The organism is Micromonospora avicenniae (assembly GCF_900156065.1).
GTDB classification, from domain to species: domain Bacteria; phylum Actinomycetota; class Actinomycetes; order Mycobacteriales; family Micromonosporaceae; genus Micromonospora; species Micromonospora avicenniae.
Genome location: NZ_FTNF01000012.1, coordinates 86,285 through 101,914, shown reverse-complemented (window position 1 = coordinate 101,914; position 15,630 = coordinate 86,285). Strand labels below are relative to the sequence as shown.

The following is a 15,630-nucleotide window of genomic DNA, read 5'->3' as shown; positions in this document are numbered from 1 at the left end:
TCGGCGGGACGGCCGGTGTGGCCGTCCCGCCGCTGCAAGTGCCGGCGAGGCTCCGCTTGGAGCAGGGGCGAGCCCGGCCAGCCTTGCGAACGTGCCGGGACGTACCGCGCAGGTCAGCGGGTCAGGAACTCGTCGGTGGCGGCACGGATCGCGTTGACGAACGCGGCCACCGCCGGGTGGGCCGCCGCGCCCCGCCGGTACGCGATCCGGGTCCGGCGGCGCGTCGGCAACGGAACCAGCCGGACCCCGTCGGGCGGCTGCGCGGCGGCGAGCTGTGGTACGAGGGAGACGCCCTGACCGGCCGCGACCAGGGCGAGCACGGCGGTGAAATCGTCGGCCCGGTGCCGGACTCGAGGTGTGAAGCCGGCCGCGCGGCAGACCTGCAACGTGACCGTGTGGCAGAGCGTGCCAGGCGTCGCCACGATCCACGCCGCGTCCCGCACCGCGCCCAGTGCGCTGCCGTCGGCCGGCGATCCGGCGTCGGCCGATAGTTCGTCGGCGGCGAGCGCGGTGGGCGGACCTGCTTCCGGAATGGCGAGGAAAACCGTCTCGTCCAGCAACGGCATCGTGTCCAGCGCCGGATCGGGCTCGACCGGCACGACGTCGTAGTCGTGCAGCAGCCCGACGTCGAGGCGCCGCTCCCGCAGCGCGTCGGGCACCGCCACCGGGTCCAGTTCGGTGACGGTCAGCTCCAGCCCCGGATGCCGCCCCAGCGCGACCAGGGTCGCGGGTAGCAGCGTCCGGACGGCGGTGGGAAAGGCGCCGATGCGCAGTGGCCCGGTCAGGCCCGTGGCCACCGCGACGAGCGCGGCCGTGGCCTGTTCCAGTGCCGCGAGAACCGTTTCGGCGTGCACGACCAGCACCCGACCGGCGGGAGTGAGGGTGACCCGCCGGCCGTTGCGCTCCAGCAGTGCCACACCGGCTTCCCGTTCCAACGCGGACAGTTGCTGGGAGACCGCCGACGGAGTGTAGGTGTGCGCCTGCGCGACGGCCGCGATGGTGCCCAGGCGGGACAGGTCGTAGAGCAGGCGAAGCCGGCGGACGTCGAGCATCAGTTCAGCTTACGGTTCGGCTAAGAAAAGCGAACTGGACCTTACGGTCGCAGTGTCGGACGCTGATTCCGTGATGCTTTCCGGTGTGTACGTACCGCTGATCACCCCGTTCGACGCCGCCGGGGCGGTGGCCCGTCCCGCGCTGGAGGGGTTGGCGCACGAGGTGCTGGATGCCGGCGCGGCCGGCCTGGTCGCACTCGGCACCACCGCCGAGCCGGGCTCCCTCGACCAGGAGGAGCAGGAGGCGGTGGTCGACCTGCTCGCTCGCGTCTGCCGGGAGCGGGACGCCCCGCTACTGGTGGGTGCCAGCACACCGACGGCGGTGACCGCGCTTGGCGCACGACGCGAGGTGACCGCCGCGCTCAGTCTGGTGCCGCCGTTCGTCCGTCCCGGCGAGCCCGGCGTCGTCGCCCACTTCGCGGCGCTGGCGGCAGCCAGTCCGGTTCCGCTGGTCGTCTACCACGTCCCGTACCGCACCGGGCAGCAACTCTCCCCGGAGACGCTCCGTCGACTCGCCGCGCTGCCCGGAGTCATCGGCGTCAAGCTGGCCGTCGGCGCGATCGAGGCCGACACCGTAGGGCTGCTGGCCGACCCGCCCGCCGGTTTCGCGGTGCTCGGCGGCGACGACACCGTGATATCCCCGCTGCTGGCGCTCGGCGCGCACGGCGCAGTCCTGGCCTCCGCGCACCTGGCCACGGCCGGCTTCGTCGAACTGGCAGACGCCTGGCGCCGGGGGGACACGAACCAGGCTCGCGAGCTTGGCCACCGGCTGGCCGAGCTGTCGGCCGCCCTCTTCGCCGCGCCGAACCCCACCGTCGTCAAGGCCGTCCTGCACGCTCAGGGTCGGATCCCGGCCCCCACGGTACGGCTACCCCTGGTGCCACCCGACGACGAGATCGTCCACGCGGCAGTGGAGCGGCTGGCCGCGGTGTCCGGCGCGTCCGCCGTCGCGATGCGCTGACCCCCGCACGCTCCGTACCCGCCGGCCAGCGCTCGACCGATCCGCGTCGGCGGGCTACCGCATCCGGTGCGGCGGCCGTCAGTCCTGGCGCACCGGATAGAGCGCGGCGAGTCGGTGTGCGGTGTCGGTGAACCGTTCCCGCAGCTCCGGCGGGTCGAGCACCTCCACCTCGGCGCCGAGCTTGAGCAGCTCGATGTGGCCGTGCTTGACCGACTCGATCGGGACCGTGGTGAGCAGCCAGCCGTCGGCGTCCGGCTCGCCGGCCGCCGCCCGGGCCGCCCGGCTCATCGCCGGTGGGAAGACGAACGGCATCTGCTCCAGCGCCGCCACCGTCATCCGGATCCGCGCCTGCGCCCGGTAGACGCCCTGCTCGTAGCGGTCGGCGTGCTCCCGCCAGCAGCGAGCCAGGTCGAAGCCGTCCGGCCGGTCGGCCGGGTCGTCGAGCGCGACCAGGTCCAGGATCGCCCCGACCCGGTAGGTGCGCACCTCACCGTCGACGGCGGCGACCAGATACCACCGGCCGGCCTTGAGTACCAGCCCGAGCGGGTCGAGGACACGGGTCACCTCTCGCGGTGCCCGCCACCGGCGGTAGCGCACCCGGACCCGACGGTCCGACCAGACCGCCTCGGCGAGCGCGGGCAGGTGCGGGGTGGGCTCCGGATCGCGGAACCAGCTCGGCGCGTCCAGGTGGAAGCGTTGGCGGATCCGCCCGCCCCGGTCGGCCAGTTCGGCCGGCAACGCGGCCCGCACCTTGAGCTCCGCGGCGGCCAGTTCCGAGCCGAGGCCCAACTCGGCCGCGGGACCGGGTACGCCCGCCAGGAAGAGGGCTTCCACCTCGGCCGGGGTCATCCCGGTGAGCCGGGTGCGGTAGCCGTCCAGCAGCCGGTAGCCGCCGGCCGGTCCGCGCTCGGCGTAGACCGGCACTCCGGACGCGCCGAGCGCCTCCACGTCCCGGTAGACGGTCCGCACCGACACCTCGAGCGCGGCGGCGAGTTCCTGCGCCGTCATCCGACCCCGGGTCTGCAGGAACAGCAGCAGGGACACCAGGCGACTCGCACGCACCGCCCGACGATATCCGGCGAGCCGATTGATCTCGTCGGGCGCGCCTCACCGGCTCACCCACCCGAATCTGAGAACCTTTTTCACATGGTTCTCCCCGAGGCCCCGGCACTGGCCCGACCGTCGGCCGGCCCCGCCCTACCCGCCGGCCCCACGGAGTTCACCGAGGCCTGGCTGCACAACCGTCGACTGTCGGCACACACCCGCGACGCCTACCGGCGGGACATCGCCGGCTGGCTCGCCTGGTGCGCCCAGCGCGACGTGAACCCGCTGCGCGCGAGCTTTCTTCAGGTCAACGAGTACGCCCGCGACCTGGAGAGCACTCGCAACGCGCGTACCGGTCGGCCGCTGACCCCGGCCAGTGTGGCGCGCAAGCTCTCCGCCCTGTCCAGCTGGTACGACTTCCTGGCCAGGCTGCGCGCGGTCGATGCCAACCCGGTGGCCGGCGCGGACCGTCCCCGCATCGACCGGGACCACTCGGCGACGGTCGGGCTGACCCCGGAAGAGGTCGACGCGCTGCTGACAGCGGCGGAGACGGAGACCGGCCCGACGGCGGCCCGTAACCGTGCCGCCCTCGCCCTGCTGGCCGACCTCGGACTGCGGGTGGGGGAGCTGGTCTCGCTCGACGTCACAGACCTCGGCGCGGAGCGGGGACACCGGAGCGTGCGGTTCACCGGCAAGGGCGGCCGGCAGCGCCGCCGGGCGTTGACCCCCGGCACCGCGTACGCGGTGGACGACTATCTGGCGCAGCGCGCCGCCGCGGCCGGCGTGCCGGTGAGCGAGCTGACCGGGCCGCTGCTGGTCACCGCGACCGGCAGCCGGCTGGACCGGCACGCGGTGTTCCGGTTGGTACGCCGGCTGGCCCGGGCGGCCGGCATCCCGGCGTGGGCGAAACTCTCCCCGCATTCGCTGCGGCACGCGTTCGCCACCACCGCCCGCGCCGAGGGGGTGCCGCTCGAGGACGTACAGGACGCGATGGGGCATGCGGATCCCCGCACCACCCGCCGCTACGACCGGGACCGGCACAACCTCGACCGCGACCCCGCGTACGTCATCTGGGCCGCCCGGTCCCGCCGGCGCGGCTGAGCCGTCGGGCGGGATCGGGCGGCCCTCACCGCGCCGCAGCGGAAGGGCCTCCGGACGGTCAGCTCTGCGGTCGGGGGCAGATACAGAACGGCTGTCCGATGGGGTCGATGAGCACCACCCACCGCCCGTCGCCGGGCTGGAACTGCGGCCTGGTGGCGCCCGCGGCCACGAACTCCTTCTCGGCCTGCGCCAGGTCGTCGACGTAGACGTCGAGGTGGTAGCGCTTGCCGCCGGTGGTGTCCGGCCAGGCCGGAGCCTGGTAGTTCTCGACCAGCCCGAAGCCGATCGCCGTGCCGCCGCCACTGATCATGGCGTACTCGGCTTGGCTGTGGGTGACCTCCCAACCGAGAACCTGGTGGTAGAAGGCGGCGTGCGCGACGGGGTCGGAACTGTCGAGGTTGACCATGGCGAGGTCGGCTTTCACTGTCATGCCGGCAGCCTGCCGTAGGTACCTGACATCTCGTGTCAGGTACCTACGGCAGGGATCACGGCTCTTCCGGAGTCAGCCGGCGGCTCAGCGCGGCGACGCCCTCCGAGGTGCCCGCCACGACCAGGGCGTCACCGTGGGTGATGCGGTGATCCGGCCCAGGCGCGGTGGTCGTACTTCCGCCGGAGAGCACCGCGACCACGGTGACGGCGCGTACGCCCGCGACGACCTCGCCGAGGGAGTGGCCGACGTGCGGCGACGCGGCGGTGACCGGGACGGCGGCCACCGTCAGCGAACCGGCGCCGCGTTCCAGGTCGGGCACGTGCTCGATGGTGGCCACGGGATGCAGCAGCTCTCCGAGCTCCCGCGACTCGGCGGCGGTGAGCGCGAGCGACCGCTCCACGGTGTCCGGGTCGCCGGACGCGTAGAGGACGAGATCGCGGCGACCGCCGCGGTGACACACGACACCGACGCACCGCCCCTGCACCGTGCGCAGGGTGTAACCGACGCCGATACCGGGCAGCATCACGCGCTCGATCTGCACTATCGCCTCCTGACTGTCGGGGCGGACCGCTCGGGATCACCCGTTTCGCCGAACCAGCCGGCCAGCCGGCCGCCACGAGCGACGGCGCGCAACCGCCGCTCGGTGGCCTCCCGCACTCGCGGGGTGGTGAGGACGACGAGCTGGTCGCCGACACGCAACCGCGTGTGCTCGTCGGGCACGAACGTGTCCGGGCCGCGTACCACGAGGGTCGTCGCGGCCGGCGGGGGCAGCCGCAGCTCCGGCAGGTACACGCCCTGCAAACGGGAGTCGGGCTCGACGGTGACGTGGATCAGGTCGGCGTCCATCGCGTCCAGCGGCGCCAGTTCGACCTGCAGGTCGGGGCCGACGGCGGGTGGGGTGAGCCGCATCCGCCGTGCCAGCCAGGGCAGCGCCGGCGCCTGGATGACGGTGAACACGACGACGAGCAGGAACACGATGTTGAACACCTGTTCGCTGCCGGGCGCGCCGGCGACGACCGGAATGGTGGCCAGCACGATCGGCACGGCGCCGCGCAACCCCGCCCAGGACAGGAAGACCTGCTCGCGCAGCGGCAACCGGAACGGCAGCAGCGACACCAGCACCGAGGCCGGCCGGGCGACGAGCAGCAGGGCTGTGCCGACCACCAGCGCCGGCACCACGCTCGAGGGCAGGTCGCTCGGGGTGACCAGCAGCCCGAGCATGACGAACAGGCCGATCTGCGCGATCCAGCCGAGCCCTTCGGCGACCGACCGGGTGGCCCGCCGGTGCGGCAGGCCCGCGTTGCCGAGCACGAGACCGGCCAGGTAGGCAGCGAGGAAACCGCTGGTCTGGGTCAACCCGGCGACGGCGTAGGCGAGCACCCCGCAGCCCACGATCGCGATGGGGTACAACCCGGAGGTGGGCAGGGTGAGGCGACGCAGCAGCCACACCGCGGCCGCGCCGATGGCCAGGCCGATCACCCCACCGGCGGCGAGTTGGAAGAGCATCGCGACGAGCAACGGCAGCGGCTCGATCGCGTCCAGACCGACCGCACTGAACGTGAGCACCAGGATGAACGTCGGCGCGTCGTTGAGACCGGACTCGGCCTCGACGAGGCTGGTCAGCCGCTTGGGCAGCGGCACCGCCCGCAGCACCGCGAAGACCGCCGCGGCGTCGGTGGAGGAGACGATCGCGCCGAGCAGCAGCGCGGTCTGCCAACCCACGTCCAGCAGCAGATACGCCGCGGCCGCGGTGACCGCCACACTGACCAGCACGCCGAGCGTGGCCAGCACGGTCGCCGGAGCCAACACCGGCCGCACATCCTTCACTGCGGTGGTCAGGCCACCCTCCACCAGGATCACCGCGAGCGCGGCGAGGCCCAGCGCCTGGGCCAGGGCGGCATCGTCGAAGGGCAGGCCGAGCCCGTCCTGCCCGAGCAGCAGACCCACCCCGAGGTAGGCCAGCAGCACCGGCATGCCCAGCCGGGTGGCGAGGCGGGCCGCGGTGACGCTGATCAGGACGACGCCGGTGCCGACGGCCAGCATCAGGTACAGCTCGGTAAGCGTCACCTCGGCCCCCCTTCCGCCGTGCGCGGGGTCAGGTGAAGTAGCGCAGCCACACGTATCCCCAGGCGATCAGCGTGGTCAGCACCGTGGTGACGATGCCGTACCGGGTGAACTGCCAGAAGCTGATCGGTTGGCCGGCGCGGGCGGCGAGGCCCAGCACGACGATGTTCGCGCTGGCCGCGACCGCGGTGCCGTTGCCGCTCAGGTCGGCGCCGAGGGCGAAGGACCACCAGAGTGCCTGCCCGGTCTGCGGGTCCGCCTGGGCCGCGATGTTCTCCACGATCGGCGCCATCGTCGCCGTGTACGGAATGTTGTCGAAGAACGCGCCGAGCACCGCCGAGCCGAAGATGAGGCTGGTCGCGCCGGCGAACCAGCTGTCGCCGACGGCGCTGGTCGCCCACTGCCCGACCTGCCCGATGACCCCGGTCTCGGTGAGGCCGGCGACCATCACGAAGAGGCCGAGGAAGAAGACCAGGGTCGGCCACTCGACCTCGGCCAGGTACTTCGCGGTGTCGGCGCGAGTCACCAGCACCATCGCGCCCGCGCCGACCAGAGCGACGATCGCCACGTCGACCCCGGTCACGGTGTGCAGGCCGAAGCCGACCATCACCAGCGTGAGCACGAACAGGCTGCGGGTGAGCATCGCCGGGTCGGTGATCGCGGCGCGGGCGTCCATCTCCCGTACGGCCGCGAACCGCTCCGGGTGGTACTGAAACGACCGGCGGAACATCACCCGCGCCAGCAGGACGAACGCCAGGAACATGAGCGCGGCGACCGGGGCCATGTGCACCAGGAAGTCGTTGAAGCTCAGCCCGGCGCGGCTGCCGATGATGATGTTCGGCGGATCGCCGATGAGGGTGGCGGCGCCCGCGATGTTCGACGCCAGCACCTCGGCGATCAGGTACGGGGCGGCCGCGATGCCGAGCCGACGACACACCGAGATGGTGATCGGCGCGACCAGCATGACCGTGGTGACGTTGTCGAGGAAGGGCGAGGCGAGCCCGGTGATCACCACGAGCAGGACCATCAGGCGGTAGGGCCGGCCCTGCGAGCGCTGGGCCGCCCAGATCGCGAGGAACTCGAACACGCCGGTCTGCTTGATCACCCCGACGATGATCATCATGCCGAGGAGCAGGGAGATGACGTCCCAGTCGATGCCGGCGTGGTGGGCGTAGAACACCTCGGAGCCCGGCACCAGACCGAGCAGCGCCATCAGGCCAGCGGCTCCCAGCACCACCGCGACCCGGTTGAACTTCTCGGTGGCGATGAACATGAACGCCACCGCGAAGATCACGGTGGCGGCGATGGCGGGCCAGGCACTCACGGGCGCCCGCCCGGCGGGGCATGCTCGGCGCCCGGGCGCGTCCGGGCGGCCGCGGGCGGTCGTGCCGCCGGTACCTGTCGTTTCGGTGCTGCGATCACGGGGACCTCCGGTGGAGTCGACCGCCAGGGCCCTCCCCGGCAGGCTCGGGACCACCGGGGAGGGCGTCAGGGTGGCGGCGGAATGACAGACCGGATGTCACACCCGGCCTCCTGGTAGAAGTTCATCCGGCCGGGCCGCCGCCCGACATCGGGTCCGACACCCATTTGCCGCCAGTGGTGACCCGCAGATCCGCGGGAGCCGCCGGCACACCGGGCCCGAGGACGGGCGTCGCCCGCCCCGGCGGGCCGTGGCATGCTGGCCGTGCCCGTCGCGCGCCCGGCACCGCCCCCCGGCGGCTGCCGCGTCGGGTCCGCCGCCCGGTGGCGCGCTGCGTGACGGGGAGATCCGCGGCGTCACGACCGGCGAATGGGTGCGAGCACGCATTTACACCGGCACCCGGCACCGGCCAGGCTGGCCAGAATGGTCACGGACCGCGAGCGTGGCCCGGCCGGCAGCCGACGGCCGGACCGGGAAGGAGGCTCACCGGTGTCGCTGTTCTGGCGGATCTTCCTGCTCAACGCCGCCGTGCTGATCACCGCGACACTGCTGTTGCTCGGCCCGGTCACCGTCTCCACCCCGGTGCTGCTCACCGAGGCGATCGTCCTCACCGTCGGACTCGCCGCGATGCTGATCGCCAACGCGGCGCTGCTCCGGATCGGTCTGGCGCCGCTCCGGAGGCTGGCCCGAGCCATGACCACCATCGACCTGCTGCAGCCCGAACCACGCCTGGTCGCCGTCGGGTCCGGCGGCACGGCCGAACTGATCCGCGCGTTCAACGCCATGATCGACCGGTTGGAGGCGGAGCGTGCCGCCAGCGCCGCCGCCGCGCTCTCCGCTCAGGAGGCCGAGCGCCGCCGCGTCTCCCAGGAGCTGCACGACGAGGTCGGTCAGACGCTGACCGCGATGCTGCTCGAACTCAAGCAGGTCGCCCGGCACGCTCCGGAGCCGATCCGTGCACAGCTCGCCGGGGTGCAGGAGACCACCCGCGACAGCCTCGACGAGATCCGCCGCATCGCCCGCCGGCTGCGCCCCGGGGTGCTGGAGGAGCTAGGCCTGGTCAGCGCCCTCAAGGCGCTCACCAGCGAGGTCACCGGGCACACCGACCTGACCGTGGAGCAGCACCTGGCGGCGGACCTGCCCGTCCTCGGCCGCGAGGCGGAACTGGTGATCTACCGGGTCGCCCAGGAGGCGCTCACCAACACCGTCCGGCACGGCAAGGCCACCGCCGTCGGAGTGAACCTCGAGCACCGTGGCGGGTTCGTCCGGCTGCACGTACGCGACGACGGGCGGGGCATCGGCGGCGCGCCCGAGGGGTCCGGTATCCGCGGGATGCGGGAACGCGCCCTGCTGATCGGCGCGCACCTCGGTGTCGGCCCGGCACTCGGCGGAGGCACCGAGGTGCGGCTGACCGTACCGGTCGGCGAGGCGGGCGGCCGGCCGTGACCACCCGCATCCTGCTCGCCGACGACCACGCCCTGGTCCGCCGCGGCGTACGGCTCATCCTCGACAGCGAACCCGACCTGACCGTGGTGGCCGAGGCAGGCGATGGTGCGGAGGCGCTCGGCATGGCCGCCTCCGAGCGCCCCGACCTGGTCATCCTCGACATCGCCATGCCCCGGATGACGGGTCTGCAGGCCGCCCGGGAACTGGCCCGGCGACAGCCTGACCTGCGCATCCTGATCCTGACCATGTACGACAACGAGCAGTACTTCTTCGAGGCGCTCAAGGCCGGCGCGAACGGGTACGTGCTCAAGTCCGTCGCCGACCGGGACCTCGTGGAGGCCTGCCGGGCAGCCATGCGCGACGAGCCGTTCCTCTACCCCGGCGCGGTCAACGCGTTGATCCGCAACTACCTGGAGCGCAGCGCCCAGGGCACGGATCCGCCGGCCCGCGCGATCACCGAACGCGAGGAGGAGATCCTCAAGCTGGTCGCCGAGGGCCACTCGTCCAAGGAGATCGCCCGGCTGCTGTTCATCAGCGTCAAGACGGTGGAGCGGCACCGGGCGAACCTGTTGCAGAAGCTCGGCCTGCGCGACCGGCTCGAACTGACCCGCTACGCCATCCGGGCCGGTCTGATCGAGCCGTGACCGGTTCAGACGCCGCGCCCGGGCCGATCACGGTCCGTCGGTCCCGGACGCTCGGATGCCACGGGCGCTGCCGCGTGGGCCGCCCGACGGCCCGGGTCAGCAGAGCAGTTCCAGGTGGTGGTGCGCGTCGGCGGCGATCTCCTCGTGCCGCAGCCATCGGCGGGCCCACAGCCGTGCGGCCAGCTCCGCCTGTTCGTCACCCCAGGCCGCGTGCTCCACGAGCAGCGCGGTGGTGAGCGCGTGCGCCAGGCGCAGCGCCAGACCGCGGGCCCCGGCGACGACCGCGACACCCTGCGGGTCGACGGCGACCTCGGCGAGACGCTCGCGCAGTTCGGCGGTGACGGCGGCGAGCGTGTCGGCCAGTGCCGGCGAGAGCGGCCGGGCCAGGTCGGCGGCGGCGTCGAGGCGGCGCAGCAGCGGCGGCCCGGCGTCCTCGCGGGTGACCGCGCGCAGCACGTCCAGGGCGAGCACGTTCGTGGTGCCCTCCCAGATGGGCAGCACCTGCGCGTCGCGCAGCAGCCGGGGCACGCCGGTGTCCTCCACGTAGCCGGATCCGCCGAAGCTCTCCACGTACTCGCTCGCGGAGCTGACCGCGAGCCGCCCGGTGGCCAGCTTCGCCAGCGGCGCCACGATGCGCAGCTCGGCAGCGGCGGCCGGGTCGGCGCCCACCTCGACCCGCCCCAGCAGCGCGAAGGCGTGCCCGGCGAGGGCGAACGCGCCGGCCGCGTCGACCGCGAGCGCGCCGAGGGTGGCCCGGTGCAGCGGGGACGCCGACAGCGCTCCGCCGGCCACGTGCCGCGCCGAGGCGTACGCCCGCGCGTAGGCCAGCCCACGGCGCATCCCGCCGGCCGCGGCTGCCGCGTTGTGTACCCGGGTCACCACGACCAGGGTCATCGCCCGGACGAGGCCGGGCTGGGCCGGATCACCCAACGGCAGCGCGTACGCGTCCCGCAGCCCGATCTCGGCGGTCGGCAGCGCCCGCGTACCCAGCTTGTCCTTGAGCCGGTGCACGATGACACCCGGCGCCGGCGCTAGCGGTGCGGCACCACCGGCCAGCGGCGAGTCGACGGCGTAGCGGGGCACCAGGAACGGGGCGAGCACCCGGCTGCCCCGCCCGGCCCCCTCCGGCCGGGCCAACGCCACCGCCATCGCCGAGTCGGCGGCCGAGCAGAACCACTTCTCCCCGGTCAGCCGCCACGAGCCGTCGGCAGCGGGCCGGCCGATGGTGCTGGAGCGTCCCAGGTCGGAGCCGCCCTGCGACTCGGTCATCCACTGGCCGCTGGTGATCGCCGTGTCCGGGTCGGTGCAGAGCAGCCGGGGCAGCCAGGCGTCCCGGATCGCCGGGTCGACCTCCGGGAGGCTGAGCAGCGCCGCCGCGCCGTCGGCCATGGCGACCGGGCAGGAGAAGGTGGCCGACTCCGGCCCGTACAGGTGCAGCAGGGCATGCTGGACGACCCGGGCGGCGGCGCCCCAGGTGCTGCGCGCCGACTCCAGGTACGGCAGGGCCACCACGGCGTGCCGGGCGGCCGCCGCGCGTTGCGCCTGCCAGCCGGGCGAGGTGTCGATCCGGTCGATCCGTGCCCCCCACGGGTCGTAGCGGACCAGCGTGGGCGGATGCGCCTCGGCGTCGGCGTACGCCGCCCGCAGCGGCCCGGCGACGTCGGCGGCCAGGTCGGCGAGGCGGTCTTTTGCAGTGGCGTGCCCCTCGGCGCCGAGCTGCCGCTCCAGCCAGGAACGCAGCAGCGCGTCGCCGGCGTACGGGTCGTCGGGGGCGGGTACCGGCTGCACGTAGCGGGTCATGCGCGCTCCTGGCACTGGCGGGGGGTGTGGGCCCGACGGTAGACGATGCAGCGTCACCGGCGACAGAGCCGAATGCCGCACGCGGACCCGTCCTGGTTCTTTACCGTCGTGGCGTGGGCGCTGGGCAGCCGTGGAACAGGCCGGCCCGGCGGCACCGCCCGATGCGTGTGGGGTTGGTGTTCGCCGGTGTCGGCGTCGCCCTGTGCTGCATCGGCGTTACCGGCCTCGGCGTGCGCAACCTCCAGGTGGTCACCCAGGCCGCGACTCCGGTGCGGGAGACCGCCGACGAGTTCCTGCGGCAGGTGGTGCTCGGCGACACCGGCCGCGCGTACGACCGGCTCTGCGCCGAGGCACGTAAGAAGTGGAGCGAGGGTGGCTTCGAGAGCTGGGTGCGTACCCCGCCGGAGGTCCGTGACTACGAGATCGTCGACGTGTCGGTCACCACCCGCGGCGGTCGCCCGCTGGGCACGGTGGTCGTCCAGCTGACCCGTGCCAGCGGTGTGACCGAGCAACGGGAGCTGCCCGTGGTGCAGGAGGACGGTGGCTGGCGGGTCTGCGGTGACCCGCTCTAGCGGCGCGCTCGCCGACCGGGGTGCCGGAGCCGGTCAGCCTCGCGGGCCGAGGTCTCCGCTGCGGTAGTGCCGCCGGCACAGCACCTGGTACCGCACCTCGGCGCTCTCCACGGTGTCACCGATGACGACCTGGGCGCCTTCGCGGGCCACCCGCCCGTCGACCACCCGGGCGTTGAGCAGTCCTTCGCGGCCGCACCAGCAGAGCACCTCGACCTGGATGCGGGCCACCTCGTCGGCGAGTTCGAACAGCCGCTGGGCGGCGGGGAACATGCTGGAGCGGAAGTCGGTGGCGAGGCCGAACGCGTACACGTCGACGTCGTAGCTGTCGACCAGTTCGGCCATCTGCTCGACGTGCTCGACGGTGTAGAAGCTGGCCTCGTCGCAGATGAGGTAGTCGACGCGGACGCCTTCGTCCCACCGGCCGCGCACCAGGGCGCGCAGGTCGAGATCGTCGGTGACCTCGATGGCGGAGTGCGCCAGACCGATACGGGTGGTGACCTGCGCTCCCATGGACCGGTCGATGCGGGTGGTGACCAGGCCGCGACGGCCCTGCCGGGCGTGGTTGTAGTTCATCTGCAGGGCCATGGTGGATTTGCCGCAGTCCATAGGTCCCCAGAAGAACTTGAGCGCGGCCGCGTGCAGCGGGCGGCCGTTCATGCCGCGCGCCGCCGCGCACCCGGCGGGGAAGTCGTCCGGCGCACCGAGGGGGCGGGCCAGGCAGGTGGGTGCGGCGGCGGCGGCGTCGTCAGTCACGGTCGGGCAGCCTAACCCATCGACCGGAGCCCATCCGGGCGGGCGATCATGGTGCGTCCCGGTCCGCCGTGCGCTACAGGACCCGCGGCGGCGGGTTCCCGGCGGCCACGATGGCCCGGCGGATCGGTACGGCGAGCAGCAGCAGGAACCCGACCACGAAGAAGATCAGCAGTGAGACCAGCCCCACCCGGTACGAGGAGGTGAGCTGGAAGACCAGGCCGAACGCGAGTGGCCCGAGCCAGCTGGTGCCCTTGTCGCTGATCTCGTAGAAGCCGTAGTACTCGCCTTCCCTGCCGGCGGGGATGAGCTGGCTGAACAGTGACCGGCTCAGCGCCTGGCTGCCGCCGAGGACCAGACCGATCGCGCCGCCGAGGATCATGAACGGCAGCGGCGCCTCGGCGGGCAGCCGGAACGCGGCGACTATCACACCGGTCCAGAGCACCAGGCTGAGCAGGATGGTCTCCCACGCGCCGATGCGCCGGGCGAGCATGCCGAGCAGCAGCGCCCCGCCGAAGGCGAGGAACTGCACCAGCAGGATGGTGACGATCAGGGTGTCCTGCTCCAGCCGCAGCTCCTCGGTGCCGTACTGGCTGGCCAGGGTGATGACGGTCTGGATGCCGTCGTTGTAGACCAGGAACGCGAGCAGGAAGAACAGTGTCAGCGGGTACGCCTTGATCTCCCGCAGGGTGCGGCCGAGCTGCCGGAAACCGTCGGTGAGCACGTTGCCGCGCTGGGCCGCCAGAGCCGCGGCGGTGGGGTGTTCACGCAGCCAGCGCAGCGGCACCAGCGTGAACACGGCCCACCACACGCCGGCCGAGACGATCGACCAGCGGGCCAGGTCCAGGCTGCGTTGCGGATTGCCGTCCTCGCTGAACATCGTGACCGCGACCAGGTTGAGCGCCAGGAGCAGACCGCCACCGAGGTAGCCCAGCGCCCAGCCGCGGCTGGAGATGCCGTCGCGTTCGTCGGGGCCGCCGAGCTGCGGCAGGAAGGAGTTGTAGACCACGAGCGCGGCGCCGAAACTGATGTTCGCGATCAGGAAGAGCGCTCCGCCGAGCAGGTACCGGTCGCCGGTGACGAAGGCCATCGCGACCGTCGCGCCGGCGCCGGTGAAGGCCGCGCCGGCGAGCAGGCGCTTCTTGTGCATCGACCGGTCGGCGATGGCACCCATCACCGGCAGCACGAACACGGTGAGGAGCACCGACAGGGAGATGAGGTACGGGTAGTACGAGCCGGCGGCGACGCGGATGCCGAACGGGTGGACGTAGCCGTCGCAGGTGTCCGCGCCGAGCTCGCAGCCGGCGGCCAGTTCGGTGACGGTGGTCAGGAACGGCCCGAGGAAGACCGTGATGACAGTGGTCTGGAAGGCCGAGTTCGCCCAGTCGTAGACGTACCAGCCGGTGCGCTCACGCCGGGTGCTCGCCGGAGGTGGGACGTCGCGCGCCGTGGGGGTCACGGTCTCGGCCATCGGGTCCTCTCGCCTGGTCAGGCGGCCCAGTGGCCGCGGCTGCGGTAGACGTCGCGCAGCACGCCGACGTGATCGGTCATGATGCCATCAACACCAAGATCAAGTAAGCCGTGCATCTCGGTGGGTTCATCGATGGTCCAGACGTGCATCTGCAGCCCGAGCCGGTGGCAGTACGCGAGGAACCGCCGGTCGGTCACGGGGATGCGGCCGTACCGGACGGGGACCTGGGCCGCCACCACGGACGGGGGCAGCCGCAGCGGCCGTCCGTGCAGCGAGGCCATCCGCAGTCGGGCCACCCCGCGCATGCCGAGGCTGGTGGCGACCTTCGGGCCGGCCAGGGCGCGCAGCCGGGTCAGTCGGGCGTCACTGAACGAGGCGAGCAGTACCCGGTCGCCGGCCCCGGTCCGGGTGACCGTGTCGACGGCCGGCACGACGCCGCCGTCGGCCTTGACGTCGATGTTGAACCGGACCTGTGGCCAGGCGCCGAGCACCTCGTCCAGGCGGGGCACGACTGCGGCGCCGCCGACGCGTACCGAGGCGAGGTCGGCCCAGCGCAGGTCGGCGATGCGCCCCGGCTCGCCGGTGACGCGGCGAAGCGTGGGGTCGTGGAAGACGACGCTCACCCCGTCGGCGGTGGCGTGCACGTCGGTCTCCACGTACCGGTAGCCCAGCGCGATGGCGCGGGCGAACGCTTCCGCGGTGTTCTCGTCGCCGTCGGCCGCGCCGCCGCGGTGGGCGAACGCCAGGGGGGCGGGGGCGTCCAGGTAGGGGTGACGACGCGGTTGCACGCCGGAAGTATGCCGGGCGCGGGTGGCGTCCGGGTGACCAGCTGACGTACTGGCCACGAACTTCCCTATCGCTCCCTAATCTGCCTA

At 73.0% G+C, this 15,630-nt stretch carries 15 protein-coding genes; 5 read left to right on the top strand and 10 right to left on the bottom strand.

The features are described from left to right. Positions 1-113: 113 nt before the first annotated feature. On the bottom strand, positions 114-1,052 hold the full coding sequence (locus BXA10_RS19200) for a LysR family transcriptional regulator (protein ID WP_076471787.1): 939 nt from the start codon (positions 1,050-1,052) through the stop codon (positions 114-116). A gap of 70 nt (positions 1,053-1,122) precedes the next feature. On the opposite strand from BXA10_RS19200, the gene BXA10_RS19195 reads away from it, so the two are divergent. Further along, positions 1,123-2,013: a dihydrodipicolinate synthase family protein gene (locus BXA10_RS19195; protein WP_076471786.1), complete on the top strand. Its 891-nt coding sequence runs from the start codon at positions 1,123-1,125 to the stop codon at positions 2,011-2,013. 78 nt (positions 2,014-2,091) lie between these two features. Here BXA10_RS19195 and BXA10_RS19190 read toward each other — a convergent pair whose 3' ends face one another. Continuing rightward, positions 2,092-3,075: a helix-turn-helix transcriptional regulator gene (locus tag BXA10_RS19190; protein WP_076471785.1), complete on the bottom strand. Its 984-nt coding sequence runs from the start codon at positions 3,073-3,075 to the stop codon at positions 2,092-2,094. An 84-nt stretch (positions 3,076-3,159) separates the two neighbouring features. Here BXA10_RS19190 and BXA10_RS19185 point away from each other — a divergent pair, with 84 nt between their 5' ends. Continuing rightward, positions 3,160-4,158, top strand: coding sequence for a tyrosine-type recombinase/integrase (locus tag BXA10_RS19185; RefSeq protein WP_076471784.1), 999 nt, complete (start codon positions 3,160-3,162; stop codon positions 4,156-4,158). Positions 4,159-4,216: 58 nt separating this feature from the next. Here BXA10_RS19185 and BXA10_RS19180 read toward each other — a convergent pair whose 3' ends face one another. From BXA10_RS19180 to BXA10_RS19165, 4 genes are read right to left on the bottom strand one after another with little or no spacing between them, the layout of a single operon-like run. Further along, the gene (locus BXA10_RS19180) at positions 4,217-4,588 is read right to left on the bottom strand and encodes a VOC family protein (RefSeq protein ID WP_076471783.1); all 372 of its coding nucleotides are present in this window, start codon (positions 4,586-4,588) and stop codon (positions 4,217-4,219) included. A 55-nt stretch (positions 4,589-4,643) separates the two neighbouring features. Further along, on the bottom strand, positions 4,644-5,129 hold the full coding sequence (locus BXA10_RS19175; protein ID WP_076471782.1) for a cation:proton antiporter regulatory subunit: 486 nt from the start codon (positions 5,127-5,129) through the stop codon (positions 4,644-4,646). After that, positions 5,129-6,655 carry a potassium/proton antiporter gene (locus BXA10_RS19170; RefSeq protein WP_076471781.1) on the bottom strand — a complete coding sequence of 509 codons (1,527 nt, stop codon included), beginning with the start codon at positions 6,653-6,655 and terminating at the stop codon, positions 5,129-5,131. The genes BXA10_RS19175 and BXA10_RS19170 overlap by 1 nt, the downstream gene beginning before the upstream one ends. A 28-nt stretch (positions 6,656-6,683) precedes the next feature. Next, on the bottom strand, positions 6,684-7,976 hold the full coding sequence (locus tag BXA10_RS19165; RefSeq protein WP_076471780.1) for an ArsB/NhaD family transporter: 1,293 nt from the start codon (positions 7,974-7,976) through the stop codon (positions 6,684-6,686). A gap of 585 nt (positions 7,977-8,561) precedes the next feature. Between BXA10_RS19165 and BXA10_RS19160 the strand changes: the two genes are divergently transcribed. After that, on the top strand, positions 8,562-9,518 hold the full coding sequence (locus tag BXA10_RS19160; protein ID WP_076471779.1) for a HAMP domain-containing sensor histidine kinase: 957 nt from the start codon (positions 8,562-8,564) through the stop codon (positions 9,516-9,518). Beyond that, positions 9,515-10,162, top strand: a complete 648-nt coding sequence (locus BXA10_RS19155) for a response regulator (protein ID WP_076471778.1) — start codon at positions 9,515-9,517, stop codon at positions 10,160-10,162. Before BXA10_RS19160 ends, BXA10_RS19155 begins: the two co-directional genes overlap by 4 nt. A 96-nt stretch (positions 10,163-10,258) precedes the next feature. Here BXA10_RS19155 and BXA10_RS19150 read toward each other — a convergent pair whose 3' ends face one another. Further along, entirely contained in the window at positions 10,259-11,962 is a 1,704-nt protein-coding gene (locus BXA10_RS19150) for an acyl-CoA dehydrogenase family protein (protein ID WP_076471777.1), read from the bottom strand. Between the two features lie 113 nt (positions 11,963-12,075). Between BXA10_RS19150 and BXA10_RS19145 the strand changes: the two genes are divergently transcribed. Beyond that, entirely contained in the window at positions 12,076-12,534 is a 459-nt protein-coding gene (locus tag BXA10_RS19145) for an Rv0361 family membrane protein (RefSeq protein ID WP_076471776.1), read from the top strand. Positions 12,535-12,567: 33 nt separating this feature from the next. Here the strand turns inward: BXA10_RS19145 and BXA10_RS19140 are convergent, their stop codons facing one another. The 3 genes from BXA10_RS19140 to BXA10_RS19130 form a co-directional block, all read right to left on the bottom strand. Then, positions 12,568-13,287, bottom strand: coding sequence for a thymidine kinase (locus BXA10_RS19140; RefSeq protein WP_076471775.1), 720 nt, complete (start codon positions 13,285-13,287; stop codon positions 12,568-12,570). Between the two features lie 73 nt (positions 13,288-13,360). Continuing rightward, positions 13,361-14,755 (bottom strand): MFS transporter, encoded by a 1,395-nt coding sequence (locus BXA10_RS19135; RefSeq protein WP_076471774.1) that lies wholly within the window; start codon positions 14,753-14,755, stop codon positions 13,361-13,363. A gap of 17 nt (positions 14,756-14,772) precedes the next feature. Continuing rightward, positions 14,773-15,543 carry a glycerophosphodiester phosphodiesterase family protein gene (locus BXA10_RS19130; protein WP_076471773.1) on the bottom strand — a complete coding sequence of 257 codons (771 nt, stop codon included), beginning with the start codon at positions 15,541-15,543 and terminating at the stop codon, positions 14,773-14,775. Positions 15,544-15,630 lie beyond the last annotated feature (87 nt).

Bases quoted from the DNA above. Each gene is read 5' to 3' on its own strand.
- BXA10_RS19200 (WP_076471787.1), bottom strand. From the start codon at position 1,052: ATGCTCGACGTCCGCCGGCTTCGCCTGCTCTACGACCTGTCCCGCCTG.
- BXA10_RS19180 (WP_076471783.1), bottom strand. From the start codon at position 4,588: ATGACAGTGAAAGCCGACCTCGCCATGGTCAACCTCGACAGTTCCGAC.
- BXA10_RS19135 (WP_076471774.1), bottom strand. From the start codon at position 14,755: ATGGCCGAGACCGTGACCCCCACGGCGCGCGACGTCCCACCTCCGGCG.
- BXA10_RS19150 (WP_076471777.1), bottom strand. From the start codon at position 11,962: ATGACCCGCTACGTGCAGCCGGTACCCGCCCCCGACGACCCGTACGCC.
- BXA10_RS19185 (WP_076471784.1), top strand. From the start codon at position 3,160: ATGGTTCTCCCCGAGGCCCCGGCACTGGCCCGACCGTCGGCCGGCCCC.